Annotated in this window: 17 protein-coding genes, 1 tRNA gene and 2 pseudogenes; 12 read left to right on the top strand and 8 right to left on the bottom strand. The window is 65.0% G+C overall.

Annotated elements, in window-relative coordinates; all coding sequences use genetic code 11:
* The first annotated feature begins 27 nt into the window (after window positions 1–27).
* Together BN972_RS02215 and BN972_RS02210 are read left to right on the top strand one after the other, a co-directional pair.
* The gene (locus BN972_RS02215; protein WP_051544966.1) at window positions 28–813 is read left to right on the top strand and encodes an emopamil-binding protein; all 786 of its coding nucleotides are present in this window, start codon (window positions 28–30) and stop codon (window positions 811–813) included.
* Window positions 814–816: 3 nt separating this feature from the next.
* A complete protein-coding gene (locus tag BN972_RS02210; RefSeq protein ID WP_036352383.1) occupies window positions 817–1,083 on the top strand; it encodes a hypothetical protein in 267 nt (88 codons plus the stop codon).
* Between the two features lie 7 nt (window positions 1,084–1,090).
* On the opposite strand, the gene BN972_RS02205 is transcribed toward BN972_RS02210, so the two are convergent.
* Window positions 1,091–1,954, bottom strand: coding sequence for an adenylate/guanylate cyclase domain-containing protein (locus BN972_RS02205; RefSeq protein WP_235192349.1), 864 nt, complete (start codon window positions 1,952–1,954; stop codon window positions 1,091–1,093).
* Window positions 1,955–1,992: 38 nt separating this feature from the next.
* Window positions 1,993–2,157, bottom strand: coding sequence for a hypothetical protein (locus tag BN972_RS29450; RefSeq protein WP_155769144.1), 165 nt, complete (start codon window positions 2,155–2,157; stop codon window positions 1,993–1,995).
* Between the two features lie 356 nt (window positions 2,158–2,513).
* Between BN972_RS29450 and BN972_RS02200 the strand changes: the two genes are divergently transcribed.
* Complete coding sequence (locus tag BN972_RS02200) at window positions 2,514–4,046, top strand: adenylate/guanylate cyclase domain-containing protein (RefSeq protein WP_036352379.1); 1,533 nt, start codon at window positions 2,514–2,516, stop codon at window positions 4,044–4,046.
* A gap of 248 nt (window positions 4,047–4,294) precedes the next feature.
* On the opposite strand, the pseudogene BN972_RS02195 reads toward BN972_RS02200, so the two are convergent.
* A pseudogene (locus tag BN972_RS02195) lies at window positions 4,295–5,271 on the bottom strand (integrase core domain-containing protein); the annotation flags it as partial.
* Window positions 5,272–5,349: 78 nt separating this feature from the next.
* Here BN972_RS02195 and BN972_RS28695 point away from each other — a divergent pair.
* A pseudogene (locus BN972_RS28695) lies at window positions 5,350–6,144 on the top strand (IS3 family transposase); the annotation flags it as partial.
* Here the strand turns inward: BN972_RS28695 and BN972_RS30100 are convergent.
* A complete protein-coding gene (locus tag BN972_RS30100; protein WP_235192413.1) occupies window positions 6,074–6,349 on the bottom strand; it encodes a restriction endonuclease in 276 nt (91 codons plus the stop codon). The pseudogene BN972_RS28695 and the gene BN972_RS30100 sit on opposite strands and share 71 nt — an antisense overlap.
* Window positions 6,350–7,273: 924 nt before the next feature.
* On the opposite strand from BN972_RS30100, the gene BN972_RS29070 reads away from it, so the two are divergent.
* Window positions 7,274–7,456, top strand: a complete 183-nt coding sequence (locus BN972_RS29070) for a hypothetical protein (protein ID WP_142277035.1) — start codon at window positions 7,274–7,276, stop codon at window positions 7,454–7,456.
* A gap of 17 nt (window positions 7,457–7,473) precedes the next feature.
* Entirely contained in the window at window positions 7,474–7,719 is a 246-nt protein-coding gene (locus BN972_RS28020) for a hypothetical protein (protein ID WP_080696664.1), read from the top strand.
* Here BN972_RS28020 and BN972_RS02175 read toward each other — a convergent pair.
* A tRNA-Tyr gene (locus BN972_RS02175) sits at window positions 7,690–7,773 on the bottom strand. The genes BN972_RS28020 and BN972_RS02175 overlap by 30 nt on opposite strands.
* A 68-nt stretch (window positions 7,774–7,841) precedes the next feature.
* On the opposite strand from BN972_RS02175, the gene BN972_RS02170 reads away from it, so the two are divergent.
* The 3 genes from BN972_RS02170 to BN972_RS02160 are packed head-to-tail and all read left to right on the top strand — an operon-like array spanning window position 7,842 to window position 10,891.
* Complete coding sequence (locus BN972_RS02170) at window positions 7,842–8,333, top strand: YajQ family cyclic di-GMP-binding protein (RefSeq protein ID WP_036352374.1); 492 nt, start codon at window positions 7,842–7,844, stop codon at window positions 8,331–8,333.
* A gap of 16 nt (window positions 8,334–8,349) precedes the next feature.
* On the top strand, window positions 8,350–9,843 hold the full coding sequence (locus BN972_RS02165; protein ID WP_036352371.1) for a flavin-containing monooxygenase: 1,494 nt from the start codon (window positions 8,350–8,352) through the stop codon (window positions 9,841–9,843).
* Window positions 9,844–9,865: 22 nt separating this feature from the next.
* Window positions 9,866–10,891 carry an NAD(P)H-dependent glycerol-3-phosphate dehydrogenase gene (locus BN972_RS02160; RefSeq protein WP_036352369.1) on the top strand — a complete coding sequence of 342 codons (1,026 nt, stop codon included), beginning with the start codon at window positions 9,866–9,868 and terminating at the stop codon, window positions 10,889–10,891.
* A 245-nt stretch (window positions 10,892–11,136) separates the two neighbouring features.
* Here BN972_RS02160 and htpX read toward each other — a convergent pair whose 3' ends face one another.
* Together htpX and grcC1 are read right to left on the bottom strand one after the other, a co-directional pair.
* Window positions 11,137–12,000, bottom strand: coding sequence for a zinc metalloprotease HtpX (gene htpX, locus BN972_RS02155; protein WP_036352352.1), 864 nt, complete (start codon window positions 11,998–12,000; stop codon window positions 11,137–11,139).
* A gap of 94 nt (window positions 12,001–12,094) precedes the next feature.
* Entirely contained in the window at window positions 12,095–13,102 is a 1,008-nt protein-coding gene (gene grcC1 / locus BN972_RS02150; protein WP_036352350.1) for a nonaprenyl/(2E,6E)-farnesyl/geranylgeranyl diphosphat synthase, read from the bottom strand.
* 45 nt (window positions 13,103–13,147) lie between these two features.
* Here grcC1 and menJ point away from each other — a divergent pair, with 45 nt between their 5' ends.
* The 3 genes from menJ (at window position 13,148) to BN972_RS02135 (ending at window position 15,530) form a co-directional block, all read left to right on the top strand.
* Window positions 13,148–14,362: a menaquinone reductase gene (gene menJ / locus BN972_RS02145; RefSeq protein ID WP_200869711.1), complete on the top strand. Its 1,215-nt coding sequence runs from the start codon at window positions 13,148–13,150 to the stop codon at window positions 14,360–14,362.
* A gap of 115 nt (window positions 14,363–14,477) precedes the next feature.
* A complete protein-coding gene (locus BN972_RS02140) occupies window positions 14,478–15,164 on the top strand; it encodes a class I SAM-dependent methyltransferase (RefSeq protein ID WP_036352348.1) in 687 nt (228 codons plus the stop codon).
* A gap of 30 nt (window positions 15,165–15,194) precedes the next feature.
* Window positions 15,195–15,530, top strand: coding sequence for a DUF732 domain-containing protein (locus BN972_RS02135; RefSeq protein ID WP_036352345.1), 336 nt, complete (start codon window positions 15,195–15,197; stop codon window positions 15,528–15,530).
* Here the strand turns inward: BN972_RS02135 and BN972_RS02130 are convergent, their stop codons facing one another.
* Window positions 15,531–16,220 carry a demethylmenaquinone methyltransferase gene (locus BN972_RS02130; protein WP_036352344.1) on the bottom strand — a complete coding sequence of 230 codons (690 nt, stop codon included), beginning with the start codon at window positions 16,218–16,220 and terminating at the stop codon, window positions 15,531–15,533.
* Window positions 16,221–16,227 lie beyond the last annotated feature (7 nt).

Here is a 16,227-nt window from a genome sequence, read left to right as displayed (position 1 = left end):
CTCGCCTTTCGACGACGGAGGACCCTCGTGCACAACGACGTCACGACGCTCGACGACATTGATCATGATTTCGCGCAGCCCTGGGCCCCGCACCGATTGAAGATCTACACCGCGACAGCGATTTTCACCTTCGCCGTCTTTCTCTTGATGACCGTCGGCGTTGGCACGGGCCTCATCGCACCGACATTCACCGCAGACGTCATTGCGAACGTGATATTCGGCATACCGGTGCTCCTGTTGCCCTTTGTCATTCTGTGGAATGCGCCGGGAGAGAAGCGGTCTCGTCTCGACAAGGCAACCGAACTGACCCTCTTCTACCTGCCGTACACGGCGGGCAGCCAGATCGGTTACGAGCTCGTCTTCTTGATCGGCCATCCCCTCGGCCTCTGGGCGCCCACATCCGACCCGGGCTGGAAATGGTTGTGGTGGCAGTACGGGCTGGCCGACACCCGCTATGTCAGTGGCAACCCGTGGATCTTCGCGCTCGAGGTCGTAGGCGTCTGCACGGGAGTGACCGTATTCGCAATGTGGACGCGCCTGATCCGTCGCAACTTGCCCGCTGAGTCACGCATCCGCAGCCTGTGGATCGCGTTTGCTGGCTGCGCTGTGCTGATGAGCAGCACCGCCGTCTACTTCCTGGCTGAAGTGGGCGCTGGATTCACCCATATCGGACAGGGCGCCTTCGGACTGGGGTTCAAGTTCATCGCCGAGAACATTCCGTTCATCGTGTTGCCGCCGCTGGTCCTGTACTCCATTCATCTCCAGATCGACTATCTGACCCGGCGAGCAGGGCCGACGGCCGCGTTAACCTGAGCCATGACGAAAGCTGGCCTGTGGCTGAACGCCATCCTCGCGACGATCGGGATCGCCGCCTTCGTGTTCATTGCCGGGTTCTTCGGCTACAAGTGGTTGGCACGCGACGAAGTAAACCGTTCCTACAGCTGTGGTAGCGGTAGCCGGGGCGGGACGTGTTTCGAAGGTGAAGCTGTAAACATGTTGCTTACCTTCGTCTTTGGCGGCCTTGCGGTGCTGGGGATCGTGCTGTTGGTGCGCTCCATCCGCTTCCATCGGCGCGGTGAATGAGGGGACTTCACCTCACCAGCGGCAGCGCCCGACCGGTACGTGCTCGCCGTAGATGACGTTCATTGAGGGCGAAGGCGTCGATCGGATGCGGGTGGCCGCGCAAGCTCAAGGACCGCCGCTGCGAACCCGCGGTCAGTTCATCGGCGACTCCGGCCGCCACGAGCAATTCCCCGCCGGCGGCGTGTTGCTGCATCCGCGCCGCGATGTTGACAGGGTCACCCAGGGCGGTGAAGTCGACGACCGCGTGCCCGACGTTGCCCACGTATGCGACTCCGGCGTTGATCGCGACGCCGACCTCGATCCACGAGTCCCGCCCGGCTCCGTAGCCGACCGCTTCGAGCAGGTCCATCCCCGCCAGCACTGCCCGGCGGCGGTAGTCGGGGCCGCTGATGCCGCGGACGAAGAACGCCATGACTTCGTCGCCGATCAGCTTGTCGATCACCGCGTCGTGCCGCAGCAGCGTCTGCGTCGCCGCTGCGTAGAAGCGGTTCAGCAGGGCGGCGAAGTCGGTGGCGTCACGATGCTTGCCCAGCGCCGTGGAGCCGCGCACATCGGCGAACAACACCGCGATGTCCACCTCGGCGCCCCCGGGCGGCAGCGCGTCGCAACAACGGCTGCACAGGTTCGGGTTCTTGCGCGACGGGGTGAACCCGGCGACGGCGATGATGCGGCCGACCGGCCCCCCGAACGGGTTGTTGCACACCTTGCAACGCGGCGCCGAGGGCAGATACCGAAACATGTGGCGCGCCTTCACCAGCGGGGCATGACCGTCTGTCAGGACCTTGCCCCACAACTGGTGGGATACGAGCGGGGACTCAACGTTGGCGACAACCATGCGGACATCGTCGATCTTGCGGCCGAGCGAACGCATGGGGCATCGGCCTCAACAGGTATCGGTGGCCCTAAGGCCTATCGCCAGCGCGCGAACAGCCGGTGGGGCTTGTGCCCCTTGCGTCCGAGTTCGGCGCAGCAGGGACCGTAGGTGTTGCCCTGCACCGTTCGTCGTGACTGCCACACCGGCACGTTGCGCTCACAGAAGAAGCACGTCACCGTCCAGACTTTGCGGCTAGCCATGACTCGAGGGTAGCGCCGACCTGCATGGAATCCCCTGACGACGGCTCCGGCAAGCCGCACGCGGCCGCCGGAGCCTCTTGGTGGGCCGTTGCGCGTCACGCGTGGATGGGCATGGCGGCCGTTAGCCATTCGGGTGCGAGAAAGTGGATCCGGATTGCGTGATCGGTTGGCAGTGTCTCAGTTCTTTAGGTTTCGAGAGTGAGCAGCTGATTGCCCACGCAGACTCCGCGTCTCGCGCGCGAAACCGCTTGGCGGCAATGGGTGTACCCGCAGTGTCGTCGCGAATTAGCGGCTGCGCTAGAGGGGTGCGTCCTAAACGCGGATGGCGAGGTAGTGCGCCGTCTAGTCTTCGCGGAATGGAGCGTTTTTGGCAGAAGATGTGGGATTGGTTCGGGCCGAGGTACTCGTGGGCTGTGTTCGCGTTCTGCGTTTTTGCATCAATGCCGGCCTTCTCTGTTGGCCCGTTTCTTGTCGTTGCCTTTGAGAAGTCTGGTGCCTATATCGAAGCTGCCGGCGTCACCTTCGTCGCGGCGTTGGTGACGGGTTGCGTGTACGTTCGTCCCGGCCACCGATACATCCGAGCTGCGGAGCAATCAGCTTCCGGCGTGGAGGTCGACCGGGTGAAAGCCCTAGAAGGCACCTACACCTATGGACGGCGGGCCGTAGTCCGAGCCCTGTTCGCAAACGTTGTCTGTGGCGTCGTGCTGTTGGTTGTCGTCGGTGCGATCACAGGCGCAACGCACTCCCGGCTCCCGCAGTACGGGATCATCGGTTTGGCAGCAGGACTCACTATTCCCCTGATCGGTGGCCACAGCTTTATCGAGGCGGCGTTGCGCCCGGCTAGGGCCGCCTTGGCTGGTGATTCGGGCGTCGGTGACTCGCTGCCCCGCTCTCGGCCTACTTTTGCCGCATGGACGTACGCCGCCATGGTTATGGCCGCTTTCGGCTTCTCCCTCGCCTCGGCACTGCTGGCGGCAACCTTCAACCAGACCAGCGAAACACCCTTGCTGTGTTTGGTGATTGCCTTCGTGCAAACGATCGTGCTCACAGTGCCAGTCACACTCGGCCTCGTCTTCTCACCCTCATTGCAGCCCATTCGGGACCTCGCCGCAGGAACCGAACGTGTCGCGGCGGGTGATTACAGCCAACGCTTGCCCGTAGTTCAAGATGATGACCTCGGTGCGCTCGCGGGATTGTTCAACCGCATGCAGACTGGTCTCGCTGAGCGACAACGGCTTCAAACCGCGTTCGGCACCTACGTCGACCCCGCCCTCGCCACCCGCCTCCTTGAACAGGGCGACGAAGTATTCAGCAGTGAGCGTCGTGAGGTGAGTGTGGTGTTTATCGATGTCCGTGACTTCACCCCGTTCGCTGAGACCAACACTGCCGAAGACACCGTCGCCCGGCTCAACGCCCTGTTCGAGATAGTCGTTCCTACCGTCGTTAGGGCTGGCGGGCACGTCAACAAGTTCCTCGGTGATGGCGCGCTAGCCGTTTTTGGAGCGCCCAACGACCTTGCTGATTCTGCTGACTCGGCCGTGAGAGCCGCCGTGCTCATCGATCGCCAGGTTGCACAGCGGTTCGGCGGGGAGCTTCGCATCGGCATCGGGATCAACACCGGGCTGGTAATCGCCGGCACCATCGGCGGCGGCGGCAAGCTTGAGTTCACCCTCATTGGTGACGCTGTCAACGTCGCGGCCCGCGTCGAGCAACTCACCAAAAGCACCGGAGACGCGATCCTTCTCACCCAGCAATGCGTCGATTCTATGGCGTCCCGACCGCCCGGACTCATCGACCGCGGCCTGCATGTCCTGAAAGGAAAGTCAGCCGCCGTTCATGTCTTCGGCCTCGACCAAGACGCCTACGCGCCGGTCGGCCTCGCTACCTAAAGGTGGGCGTCTCGAACCGTCGACGCGCGTCACCCCTTCCGACCCCACCTTTCGCCGCGGCTTAATCGTCCGTGACCGCTACTTGAGCTGATGTGAGCAGATATCCATGCGAGCGGGGACACCGTCCCGGTTGGCGAGATGTCAAGTTCCGGTACCCGCTTGACGAATGAGTTCCGGTAGGTGCTTTACAGCGAAGCCGAGCCTGATGGCCGAGGTCGCTTCCGGCATAGGGGCGCGATGGACGCCGGTTAAGGGGCCGGGGTCAAGGCTCGGCCCTCGGGCCGACCGCGCAGCGGCGTGGCCTTGACGGCGGCAACGGTCGGCGCATCCTGGCGCGGCTTGCGGGGACGATCGTGCGGTGTGGCGTACGCGCCGTGCTCTTTGGCCCGGTCATGGCGGATGGCATGGGTGCGCAGGATTGATCCCGCGCGGGAGATCTGCACCGACCGGCAACGATCGATACCTCGACTTGCTTTCCCCGCCATGGCCTTCCGGCCCGGTACATGGTTCCGGCGAAAGATATCTCTCCGTTGTTATCGACGACGCGTGTCACCACGATCCCGCTAGTCACCGGGCGAGCTGTGCGCCGGCCCTGGCGCAGCACCGCGGGTACGTTGTCTGATGTGCGCCGCTGCACGTGCGAAGCAACCAACACGTCGCGGTGATAGATCTGCACCAAGTTGTCCGCGACGACCGCCTCGACCGGCTCACCGGCCAACACGATCGGCACCCGATACCTGAACCCCGCCGACCGGATCAATCCGCGCTGATCCACCCAACGTTGAACGCCGGCACTGCGCAGATCCGCACGCTGACCAGGGCACCGTTGCCCATTGGTAGCAACCGCTGCCAGGGGCTCCACAACTTCAAGATCAGCACCCGCGGCCATCGCAAACCGCTCCGCGGGCGGACTCATTCCCAACGACTGGTGTGGGCGCTCGGTGTTTGTAGTACCTCACCCATCCATCCAATGCCGCCTGCAGGTCACCGATGGTGGCGAATGCGCGATCAGCGCTGGCGAAGAATTCCGCGCGCATCGTCTTATGGAGGCGCTCAACCTTTCCCGTCGTAGTCGGCGATCGCGGCGCGGTCAACAAATGCCGGATCCCGTTCTCCACACACACCCGATCGACAACACCTCCGACGACGAACCACCTGGGCCGAACCGCCCTGTGAACACCTTGCCGTTGTCAGTCAAGACCTGCTCAGGCACCCCGTGCCGCTGAGGTGAGCCCTTCGTAGTGGTCCAGTTGTTGTGCGACTCTGTTGCCCGGATGTCCGGGCAGGAAGAATCGACGACGACATGACTTCGAAGAAGCGCCGGCGGCATACCCCCGACCAGATCATCCGCAAGCTGGCCGAGGGCAACAAGCGCCTGGCGGCGGGCGAGGAACTGGCGGTGGTGTGCCGGCATCTGGAGATTGCCGAGTCGACCTGGCATCGCTGGCTCGCCCAGTACGGCGGCATGAAGGCCAGCGATGCCAAGCGGCTCAAGGAGCTGGAGGCCGAGAACGCCCGTCTCAAGAAGCTGGTCGCCAACCAGGCTCTGGACATCGACATGCTCAAGGAGATCTCGGCGGGAAACTCCTAACCCCGAACCGCAAGCGCAGTGCCGTGGTGGCGCTGCGTGAGCGGTTCGGGGTCTCCGAGCGTCGGGCCTGCGCCGTCGTGGGGCCTTCACCGGTCCACGATGCGGCTGGCCTCGCCGCCGATGAGCAACGAGGAAGTCGAGTTGCGGGCCTGGCTGCGTAAGTTCTCCACCGACCGCCCCCGTTGGGGGTGGCGCCGTGCGGGCACGATGGCCCGGCGGGCCGGCTGGACGGTCAACAACAAGCGCATCCGCCGGCTGTGGCGTGAGGAGGGCCTGCGGGTTCCCCAGCGCCGCCGCAAGAAACGTCTCACCGGGATCAGTGTCGTCGTCGGGGCGATGTCGCCGATCCGCCCGAACGTGATCTGGGCGATGGACTTCCAATTCGACACCACCGCCGATGGCCGCACCCTGAAGATGCTCAACGTCATCGACGAGTTCACCCGTGAAGCACTGGCCATCCGCCTTGACCGCAGCATCGACGCCGACGGCGTCGTCGCGGTCCTGGACTGCTGGTAGTGACGAGGATGCCTTTTGAAGCTCCCTCATTCTGAAGTGTTCCGAAGAGATCACGCACCGCAGAAACACCCACGGTGTTCTTGTACCGTTTGGCCTGGATGACGACCTTGCCTCCAAAGATCGGGCGGGTGTCATAGGCGATGCAGTCAACGCCGCCATCGCGCGACGCGCGTGTCTGCTTTGCCTCCAAACCCATACTCGTAAAAAGATTTTGGATCAATCCCTCGAATTCAGTCGGGCTAAGTTCAAGCAGATTGGGTCGATCATCGAGCGTGCCCACGGCGTTGGTTGCCTCTACGAACCGTGGATCGACCATGTCGAATTCGATCACCGGTTTGACCGGTGCCAATTCAGTCGGACTCTTGGAGACGCCTGCCGAGAGGTGCTTGAGGCAGGCGAGCGGTTCTACGTGATCAAGGTTGAGTTCAGCGAATTTCTCCCGCGTGACCCGAACGGTGATCAGGCAAGGGCGGATGCGTTGGCCACTGCGTGGGTCGATCGTGTTAACCATGCCATTGAACGCGATGACGTCGACAGCATTGCTCCAATCAGTCGCCAACGCCGTGGCGATATAGACCAACGTCGTCTGGGCGATGATGTCGGCATACAGCGCCTTTATCTGAGATTGAGGGCGAGGTGACTCGGTGATTTCGTCACGGCTTTTGACGTACCGGTAGAGCTTTGCCTTCGGCACGACGTTCACATCGGGCAGCTCGCACTCAATGACAAGCTGGCGTGAAGCCGGAGTGTAGGCGACCTTGAAACGTTCCTCGTTGTCGGTATCGCTGATCCTAAGCGCCGCGAGTTCCAGCTGATATAGGGCGTCGTTTGCCACTTGGTGCGCGTCGATGTCTGTGGGCGCGTCGCGAAGGTCGGTTGCGATCGGAAGTTCTAGCGGTTGAATGCCTTTCGGCAGGATCTGAGAAAGTCGGCGGATCTGACCCTCGATCTTGGCGTTTTGCGCGTCCACTTGGCCCGCGTACGAATCTATTGATGCGACACCGTCGTCCACCGTGGTGAAGCGCGACCAGCGTGCCCGGCTCGCTTCCAAATGCCGCTGTTGCGCTTGCACCTCTCTCGCCCGCTGTTCTGCCTCCATTTGAACCACACCAGTCGGACAGTGCCGATCCCCATGTTCCTCGCCGAGCTGCTTGAGCCCGAGCTCGCTGATAAAGACGGGTCCGCATTGGTGTTCACTTCACCACGCAACGGCAGCTACCTGACGCTGGCGCAGGCTCGCTATGGCTTCGAGAAGGCAACAGCAGCCGTCGAGGGCTGCGCGATGTTCGCTTGCATGACCTAAGACATGCCTGCGCCTCCATGGCGATCAGCGCCGGGGCCAACGTCAAGGTGGTGCAGAAACTTCTGGGCCACAAAACGGCGGTGCTCACCTTGGACCGCTGCGGCCATCTTTTCCCTGATGATCTTGACGCCGTAGCCAGCGCTTTTGACACCGCGGCCAGAACTACTGCGGACGGCCTGCGGACAAACAGCGTCCTCAGGCCGTTCCGTCAGGGGAAGACACCCCCTGATCTGTGGTGGCAGGTACAGGATTCGAACCTGTGAAGCTTTCGCGACGGATTTACAGTCCGCTCCCATTGGCCGCTCGGGCAACCTGCCGCCTAGCAGGTTACAACGAACGGGTAGACAGTTCACAAACGGCTAGCACGATCAGGAAGGGCTATCGCATGGCGGACTCATCGTTCGACATCGTCAGCAAGGTCGACCGGCAGGAGGTCGACAACGCGCTCAACCAGGCCGCGAAGGAACTATCCACCCGTTTCGACTTCCGCGGGACCGACACCAAAATCGCCTGGAAGGGCGAGGAGAACATCGAGCTGACCTCGTCCACCGAGGAGCGGGTGAAGGCGGCCGTCGATGTCTTCAAGGAGAAGCTGATCCGTCGCGACATCTCGATGAAGGCCTTCGAAGCCGGCGAGCCGCAGGCCTCCGGCAAGACCTACAAGGTCACCGGCACCCTGAAACAGGGCATCAGCAGTGAAAACGCGAAGAAGATCACCAAGCTCATCCGCGACGAAGGGCCGAAATCCGTCAAGACCCAGATCCAGGGGGACGAGGTCCGGGTCTCCAGCAAGAAGCGCGACGACCTGCAGGCCGTTCAGGGCCTGCTCAAACAGGCCGACCTCGACGTCGCCCTGCAGTTCGTCAACTACCGCTAATTCGAGCGAGGTTCCGATGACCGTGACCCACCGGCAAGTCGACGCCGACCGCTTCGACGTGCTGATCGTCGGCGCCGGCATTTCCGGGATCGGCGCGGCCTATCGCATCGCGCAGCGCAACCCGTGGCTGCGCTACACCATCCTGGAGCGCCGAGACCAGATCGGCGGCACCTGGGACCTGTTCTGCTACCCGGGCGTGCGGTCGGATAGCAGCATCTTCACGCTGAGCTTTCCGTTCGAGCCGTGGACGCGTGAGGAAGGCGTCGCAGACGGCGACCACATCCGCGAGTACCTGGCCGACACCGCCCGCAAGCACGGCATCGACCGGCACATCCGGTTCAACAGCTACGTGCGCAGCGCGGACTGGGATTCCAGCACCGACACCTGGACGGTTACCTGCGAGCAGGACGGCACCGTCAAGCAGTACCGTGCCCGGTTCCTTTTCTTCGGCAGCGGCTACTACAACTACGACGAGGGCTACACCCCCGACTTCCCCGGCATCGAGCAGTACGGCGGCACCGTCGTGCATCCCCAGCACTGGCCCGACGACCTGGACTACACCGGCAAGAACGTGGTGGTGATCGGCAGCGGGGCCACCGCGGTGACGCTGATTCCGTCGATGGCTGAACGCGCCGGCAAGGTGACCATGCTGCAACGCTCACCGACTTACATGATCTCGGCCTCGAAATACAGCAAGTTCGCCTGGTTCAGCCGAAAAGTGCTGCCCCGCAGGGTTGCTCACCTGGCTATCCGGTTCTACAACGCCCTGGTGGAAGGGTTGCTGTGGTTCTTGTCGCGCAAGACGCCCGCGTTCATCAAGTGGTTGCTGCGCCGCAAGGCCATCCAGAACCTGCCCGAGGGCTATCCGGTCGACATCCACTTCAAGCCTCGGTACAACCCGTGGGATCAGCGGCTCTGCCTGATCCCCGACGCCGACCTGTACACCGCCGTTGCCGACGGGCGCGCCGAGGTGGTCACCGATCGCATCGACCATTTCGACGCCAACGGTATCGCGCTCGAATCCGGCAAGCACCTGGACGCCGATATCGTCGTCACCGCGACCGGCCTGCAACTGCAGGCCCTCGGCGGCACCCGGATCAGCCTCGACGGCGTCGAGATCAACCCCACCGACCGCTTCGTCTATAAGGCGCACATGCTCGAGGACGTGCCGAACCTGTTCTGGTGCGTGGGCTACACGAATGCGTCCTGGACCCTGCGCGCCGACATGACCGCCCGCGCCACGGCCAAACTTATCGAATACATGGCCGCACACGATTACACCCACGCGAGCCCACATCTGGGTGACGAGCCGATGGATGAGAAGCCCGCCTGGGACATCCAGGCCGGCTATGTGCGTCGGGCGCTGCACGCGCTGCCGAAGTCGGGAACCAGGCGGCCGTGGAATGTCCGGCAGAACTATTTCGCCGACGCGATCGACTACCGATTCGACCGGATCGAAGAGGCGATGGTGTTCGGACGCGCGGCCGACCGAGCGGCCTTGGTCAGCTAGTTCTGGGTTTACGCTAACTCCCATGGCAGCCGAGAAGCGCGAACCCAAAGTCGTTGTCCTAGGTGGGGGATCCTGGGGCACCACCGTGGCGTCCATCTGCGCGCGCCGAGGGCCGACGCTGCAGTGGGTGCGCTCGGAGGAAACGGCCAAGGACATCAACGAGAACCACCGCAACAGCCGCTACCTGGGCGACGCGGTGGAGCTGTGTGAAAACCTGCGCGCCACTACCGACTTCGCGGAGGCAGCCAATTGCGCCGACGTCATCGTGATGGGCGTCCCGTCGCATGGGTTCCGCGGCGTGCTCACCGAACTGGGCAAGGAACTGCGCCCGTGGGTGCCGGTGGTCTCGCTCGTCAAAGGGCTCGAACAGGGCACCAACATGCGGATGTCGCAGATCATCGAGGAGATCCTGCCCGGGCACCCGGCCGGAATCCTGGCCGGGCCGAACATCGCCCGCGAGGTGGCCGAGGGCTACGCCGCCGCCGCGGTGCTGGCCATGCCCGACCAGCATCTGGCCACCCGGCTGTCGACGCTGTTCCGGACCCGCCTGTTCCGCGTCTACACCACCGATGACGTCGTCGGCGTCGAGATGGCGGGCGCGCTGAAGAACGTCTTCGCGATCGCCGTCGGCATGGGCTACTCGCTGGGTATCGGCGAGAACACCCGCGCGCTGGTGATCGCGCGGTCGTTGCGGGAGATGACCAAACTAGGAGTGGCGATGGGCGGTGACGCCCAGACCTTCCCCGGCCTGGCCGGCCTCGGCGACCTGATCGTCACGTGTACCAGTCAGCGCAGCCGAAACCGGCACGTCGGTGAGCAACTTGGCGCGGGCAAACCGATCGAGGAGATCATCGCATCGATGAACCAAGTCGCCGAGGGCGTCAAGGCGGCCAGCGTAATCATGGAGTTCGCCAACGAGTTCGGGCTGAACATGCCGATCGCGCGCGAGGTCGACGCGGTGATCAACCACGGGTCCTCGGTCGAGCAGGCCTACCGCGGTCTGGCCGCCGAGACCCCGGGCCACGAGGTGCACGGGTCCGGCTTCTAGGGTCGCCGACCGGTTCGAAACCCGTAATCGCTTGTGCGCCAATGCGGACCGAGGCGCCCTAGTCGGCCTCGATCGCGATTGTGCAGCCGCTTGCCCAGTTGCGCACCGGCCCGGGTTCGAAGATCAGCGAAGCAACATTCAGTGAGACGCCGGCTTCATGAACTTCATCGATTTGCCCTGCAGCATTGCAATCACAGCCTTTTGGGGTTGCCCTGCTCGCTGTTGAAACGGCAGGTGTACCCGAATCAGCCGCGGGCCATCGCCTCCAGCCGGCGGATGCGGTCCTCGATCGGCGGGTGCGTGGAGAACAGCGACCCGATGCGCTCCCCGGCGCGGAAGGGGTTGGCGATCATCAGGTGTGCCTGGCTGGCCAATTGCGGCTCGGGCGGCAACGGAGCCATCTGCACCCCGCCGGAGATCTTGCGCAACGCCGACGCCAGCGCCAGCGGGTCACCGGTCAGCATCGCTCCGGATTCGTCGGCCTGGTACTCCCGCGAGCGCGACACCGCCAGCCGGACCACCGTGGCGGCAATCGGACCCAGCAGCGAAACAAGCAGCAACGCAAAGGGATTGGCGCCACCTTCGCGGTTCCCGCCGAACGCGCCGAAGAACATCGCCATGTTGGCCAGCGCGGTGACCACCGAGGCGAGCGCACCGGCGACGCAGGAGATCAGGATGTCGCGGTTGTAGACGTGGGACAGCTCGTGGCCCAGGACGGCGCGCAGCTCGCGCTCGTTGAGGATCTGCAGGATGCCGGTGGTGCAGCACACCGCGGCGTTGCGCGGGTTGCGACCGGTCGCGAACGCATTGGGCGCGCTGGTGTCGCTGATGAACAGCCGGGGCATGGGCTGATGCGCCGCGGTGGCGAGCTCCCGCACGATCTTGTACATCACCGGGGCCTGCAATTCCGACACCGGCTGGGCGTGCATGGCCCGCAGGGCCAGCTTGTCGCTGTTGAAATAGGTGTAGACGTTGAGGCCGACGGCGAACAGCGTCGCCAGGATGAGCGCCGTCTTCCCGAACAGGGCACCGACGAACACGATCAACGCGGACATACCGACCAACAGCACGAAGGTCTTCAGCCTGTTGGCATGCGGATGCCAGGTCATTTTTGTGTCCTCCTACGAACACCTCAGCTTGTCTTGACTTCAGCCGATCAACGCTCGAGCGGACAGTCATGGTTCCGGACGGCGGGCATTCGTCCTATCCGTGCCGGCTGACGGTGTAGTCGACCAGCGCCCGCAGCGCGGTCCGGCCGGGGCTGTCAGGCAGCAGCTCCAGCTCGTGGTGTGCTTGATCGGCGTACTGCGCCAGGGTCTCCTTGGCTTTGACCATTCCTGACGACGACCGCAACAGCCGCAACGCCTCGCCCACTTCGGCATCGTCGTGGATGGGCCCGGCCAGCAGCTCACGCAGCCGCGCGCCCTCGGGCGCGGTTTCTTCCAGCGCGTAAAGCATCGGCAGGGTGCGGACGCCTTCCCGCAGGTCGGTTCCCGGCAGTTTCCCGGATTCGTCGGACTCGCTGTCGATGTCGATGATGTCGTCGGCGATCTGGAACGCGGTACCCACTATGGCGCCGAGCCGGCTCAACCGTTCGATCTGCTCGTCGTCGGCACGGGAGAACATGCCGCCGAACCGGCCCGCGGCCCCGATCAGGCTGCCCGTCTTCTCATGGACCACCCGCAGGTACTGCTCGATGCGATCCGCGCCCTCGGGGGTTCCCCGGGTTTCGCGCATCTGACCGGTCACCAGCTCGGCGAAGGTATCGGCGACGATCCGCACCGCGTCGGGTCCCAACCGGGAGACCAGCCGCGACGCCGTCGCCAGCAGGTAGTCGCCGGCCAGGATGGCCACATTGTTCCCCCACCGCGCGTTGGCACTCGGTGCGCCGCGGCGGACTTCGGCCTCGTCCATGACGTCGTCGTGGTACAGGGTCGCCAGGTGGATGAGCTCGACCACCGCACCCGCCAGCGTCACCTCGGGGTTGTCCGGGTCCGGCCCGGTGTGCGCGCTCAGGACCGTGAAGAGCGGGCGGAAACGCTTGCCACCGGCCTGGAACAAGTGCAGCAACGACTCCGTCATCACCTCGTCGGAGCCACGCAATTCGGCATCCATGAGCTGCTCGACCCGGCCCACGCCCTCGCGCACGGTCGCGGCGAAATCGGCGTCACCGAAGTCAACGCCCGCCACCACCGTCGCCGGAGTTCTCATTCGACCAACATACTGGTGGGCGTGGAGAACGAAGCCGCCAGAGCCCTGCACGCCGACGTGGTCGTCGTGGGCGCCGGACCGGCCGGGTCGGCGGCGGCCGCCTGGGCCGCCCGTGCGGGCCGGGACGTGCTGGTCATCGACTCGGCCAGCTTCCCGCGGGACAAGGCCTGCGGCGACGGGCTGACGCCGCGCGCGATCGCCGAGCTGGAGCTGCTGGGGCTGGGCGAGTGGCTGGCCGGCCGCATCCAGCACCGCGGGCTGCGGATGAGTGGCTTCGGCGGCGAGGTCGAAGTTGCCTGGCCGGGTCCCTCGTTTCCCGCGCACAGCAGCGCGGTGGCGCGCACGGAGCTCGACGACCGGATCCGCAAGGTCGCTGAGGAGGCCGGTGCGCGAATGCTGTTGGGCACCAAAGTTATTGGTGCACATCATGATTCGTCACGACGCGTGACGTCGCTGACGCTGGCCGACCGGACCGAGGTGTCCTGCGGGCGGCTGATAGTGGCCGACGGGGCCCGGTCCTCGCTGGGCCGCAAGCTGGGCCGGCGCTGGCACCAGGAAACGGTGTACGGCGTGGCGGCCCGCGGCTACCTGGCCACCGCTCGCGCCGACGACCCATGGCTGACGTCGCACCTGGAACTGCGGTCGCCGGACGGCGCCGTGCTGCCCGGCTATGGCTGGATCTTCCCGCTGGGCAATGGCGAGGTGAACATCGGCGTCGGCGCACTGTCGACCACCAAGCGACCGGCCGACCTTTCGCTGCGGCCGCTGATTTCGTACTACACCGATCTGCGGCGCGACGAGTGGGGTTTCGAGGGCGGGCCGCGCGCGGTGGCCTCGGCGTTGCTGCCGATGGGGGGTGCGGTGTCCGGCGTGGCCGGGCCCAATTGGGTGCTGATCGGCGATGCCGCGGCCTGCGTGAACCCCCTCAACGGCGAGGGCATCGACTACGGGCTGGAGACCGGCCGGCTGGCCGCCGAGGTGCTGGACACACCCGACCTCTCGCAACTGTGGCCCGCGCTGCTGACCGACCACTACGCCCGCGGCTTCTCGGTCGCCCGCCGATTGGCGCTGCTACTGACCTTCCAGCGATTCCTGCCGGCCACCGGACCGATCGCGATGCGCTCCACGGCGTTGATGCGCATCGCGGTACGGGTGATGGCCAACCTGGTCACCGATGAAGACACCGACCTGGTGGCCAGGGCGTGGCGCAGCGGCGGGCGCGCATCGCGGTTGATCGACCGCCGGCCACCGTTCAGTTAGCTAGGGCGAGCAGACGCATAAGCCCCCGGGCGCGCGGCGCGTCGGGGGCTTATGCGTCTGCTCGTCCATATCAAGGTGGTTGACATATATCAGGCGCATTGATATACCTATCGGCATGACTACGCCGACAGAATTCGAGTTCGAGTCCGTCTACCGTGGCGAATCCGCCAACATGGGCGAGGGCGTGCGGCCGCCGTGGAGCCTAGGCGAGCCGCAGCCGGAGCTGGCCGCCCTGATCGAGCAGGGCAAGTTCACCGGGGATGTGCTTGACGCCGGCTGTGGCGAGGGCGCCATCTCATTGGCGTTGGCCAAGCGCGGTCACAACACCGTGGGCCTGGACTCCTCGCCGACCGCCATCAAGCTCGCCCAGGCCGAGGCCCAGAAGCAAGGGGCGACGACCGCCACTTTCGCGGTGGCCGACATCACCGATTTCAGCGCTTACCCGCCGGGGTCGGCCGGCCGGTTCGGCACGATTGTGGACAGCACGCTGTTCCATTCGATGCCCGTCGAGCTGCGCGAGGGTTACCAGCGGGCGATCGTGCAGGCCGCCGCTCCGGGGGCCCGCTACTTCGTGCTGGTCTTCGACAAGGCCGCGATCCCCGACGGCCCGCCTTTTGCGGTCACCGAGGAAGAACTGCGCGAGGCCGTCGCCAAGCACTGGGTGATCGACGAGATCCGGCCCGCCCGCATCTACGCGCACATCCCGCCAAACTCGTCGAGCGAGCGCTTCATCGCCCGCGACGAACCCGACGGCCGCAAGTCGGTCGCAGCGTGGCTGCTCACGGCGCATCTGGGGCAATAGCGTGCACAAGCCAGGTGTATAGTCCGTCTAATGAAGCGCACACGGCTGGCTGTCTTCGCTGGGCTGGCGGTTGCCGCGATCGGGTTTGCGGCACCCGCCCAGGCCGATGACTACGACCAGGTTTTCAACAAAACCCTGAACGGTTTCGGCATCTACGGCCCGCAGGACTACAACGCCTGGCTGGCCAAGATCAGTTGCCAGCGTCTGGAGCGGGGCGTCGACCACGACGCCCACCAGGCGGCAACGTTCCTGCAGCGCAACCTGCCCCGGGGCACCACCCAAGGTCAGTCGCTGCAGTTCCTCGGCGCCGGCATCGACCACTACTGCCCCGAGCAGGTCAGCGTGCTGCAGCGCGCCGGCACCTAGTCAGGCCGGCTTGTACGCTGCGTGCAGCGCCACGATGCCACCGGTCAGATTGCGCCATCGCACCGCCGACCACCCGGCGCGTGAAATCTCGTGCGCCAGCGCCGCCTGATCGGGCCACGCCCTGATCGACTCGGCCAGGTAGACGTAGGCGTCGGGGTTGCTCGATACCGCACGCGCCACCCGCGGCAGCGCCTGCATCAGATACTCCTTGTACGCCGTGGCGAACACTTTGTTTGTCGGAGTGGAGAATTCGCACACCACCAAGCGGCCGCCGGGCATGGTGACGCGGGCCATCTCGCGCAGCGCGGCCGGATAGTCGGCAACATTGCGCAGGCCGAAACTGATTGTCACCGCATCGAATACCTCGTCGGCGAACGGCAGCCTGGTCGCGTCACCGGCGACCTTGGGCACCGCCCGCGCGCTGCCAGCGGCCAGCATGCCGACGGAGAAGTCAGCCGCCACACACCACGCGCCCGACTTGGCCAACTCGACCGTCGAGACGGCGGTGCCCGCGGCGAGATCGAGCACCTTACGGTCTGGCCCGATGCCCAGCGCCGCGCGGGTGGCCCTACGCCAGAACCGGTCCTGGCCCAGCGAGAGCACGGTGTTGGTGAGGTCATAGCGGCGCGCGACGCCGTCGAACATCGACGCGACGTCGCGGGGATCTTTGTCGAGGTCCGCACGGCTCACGCCTCAG

Origin of the sequence: Mycobacterium asiaticum DSM 44297, assembly GCF_000613245.1 — a bacterium.
Classification (GTDB): domain Bacteria; phylum Actinomycetota; class Actinomycetes; order Mycobacteriales; family Mycobacteriaceae; genus Mycobacterium; species Mycobacterium asiaticum.
Note: the sequence above shows the minus strand (reverse complement) of the source record. Positions and strands in the feature narration are given on the sequence as shown.

Coding starts and splice junctions, on each gene's coding strand:
- BN972_RS02205 (WP_235192349.1), bottom strand. CDS start 1,954: ATGCGTTCGCTCGGCCGCAAGATCGACGATGTCCGCATGGTTGTCGCC.
- BN972_RS02170 (WP_036352374.1), top strand. CDS start 7,842: ATGGCGGACTCATCGTTCGACATCGTCAGCAAGGTCGACCGGCAGGAG.
- BN972_RS02140 (WP_036352348.1), top strand. CDS start 14,478: ATGACTACGCCGACAGAATTCGAGTTCGAGTCCGTCTACCGTGGCGAA.
- htpX (WP_036352352.1), bottom strand. CDS start 12,000: ATGACCTGGCATCCGCATGCCAACAGGCTGAAGACCTTCGTGCTGTTG.
- BN972_RS28020 (WP_080696664.1), top strand. CDS start 7,474: ATGGCGATCAGCGCCGGGGCCAACGTCAAGGTGGTGCAGAAACTTCTG.
- BN972_RS29450 (WP_155769144.1), bottom strand. CDS start 2,157: ATGGCTAGCCGCAAAGTCTGGACGGTGACGTGCTTCTTCTGTGAGCGC.
- BN972_RS02200 (WP_036352379.1), top strand. CDS start 2,514: ATGGAGCGTTTTTGGCAGAAGATGTGGGATTGGTTCGGGCCGAGGTAC.
- BN972_RS02160 (WP_036352369.1), top strand. CDS start 9,866: ATGGCAGCCGAGAAGCGCGAACCCAAAGTCGTTGTCCTAGGTGGGGGA.
- grcC1 (WP_036352350.1), bottom strand. CDS start 13,102: ATGAGAACTCCGGCGACGGTGGTGGCGGGCGTTGACTTCGGTGACGCC.
- BN972_RS02135 (WP_036352345.1), top strand. CDS start 15,195: ATGAAGCGCACACGGCTGGCTGTCTTCGCTGGGCTGGCGGTTGCCGCG.
- BN972_RS02210 (WP_036352383.1), top strand. CDS start 817: ATGACGAAAGCTGGCCTGTGGCTGAACGCCATCCTCGCGACGATCGGG.
- BN972_RS02165 (WP_036352371.1), top strand. CDS start 8,350: ATGACCGTGACCCACCGGCAAGTCGACGCCGACCGCTTCGACGTGCTG.
- BN972_RS30100 (WP_235192413.1), bottom strand. CDS start 6,349: ATGGGTTTGGAGGCAAAGCAGACACGCGCGTCGCGCGATGGCGGCGTT.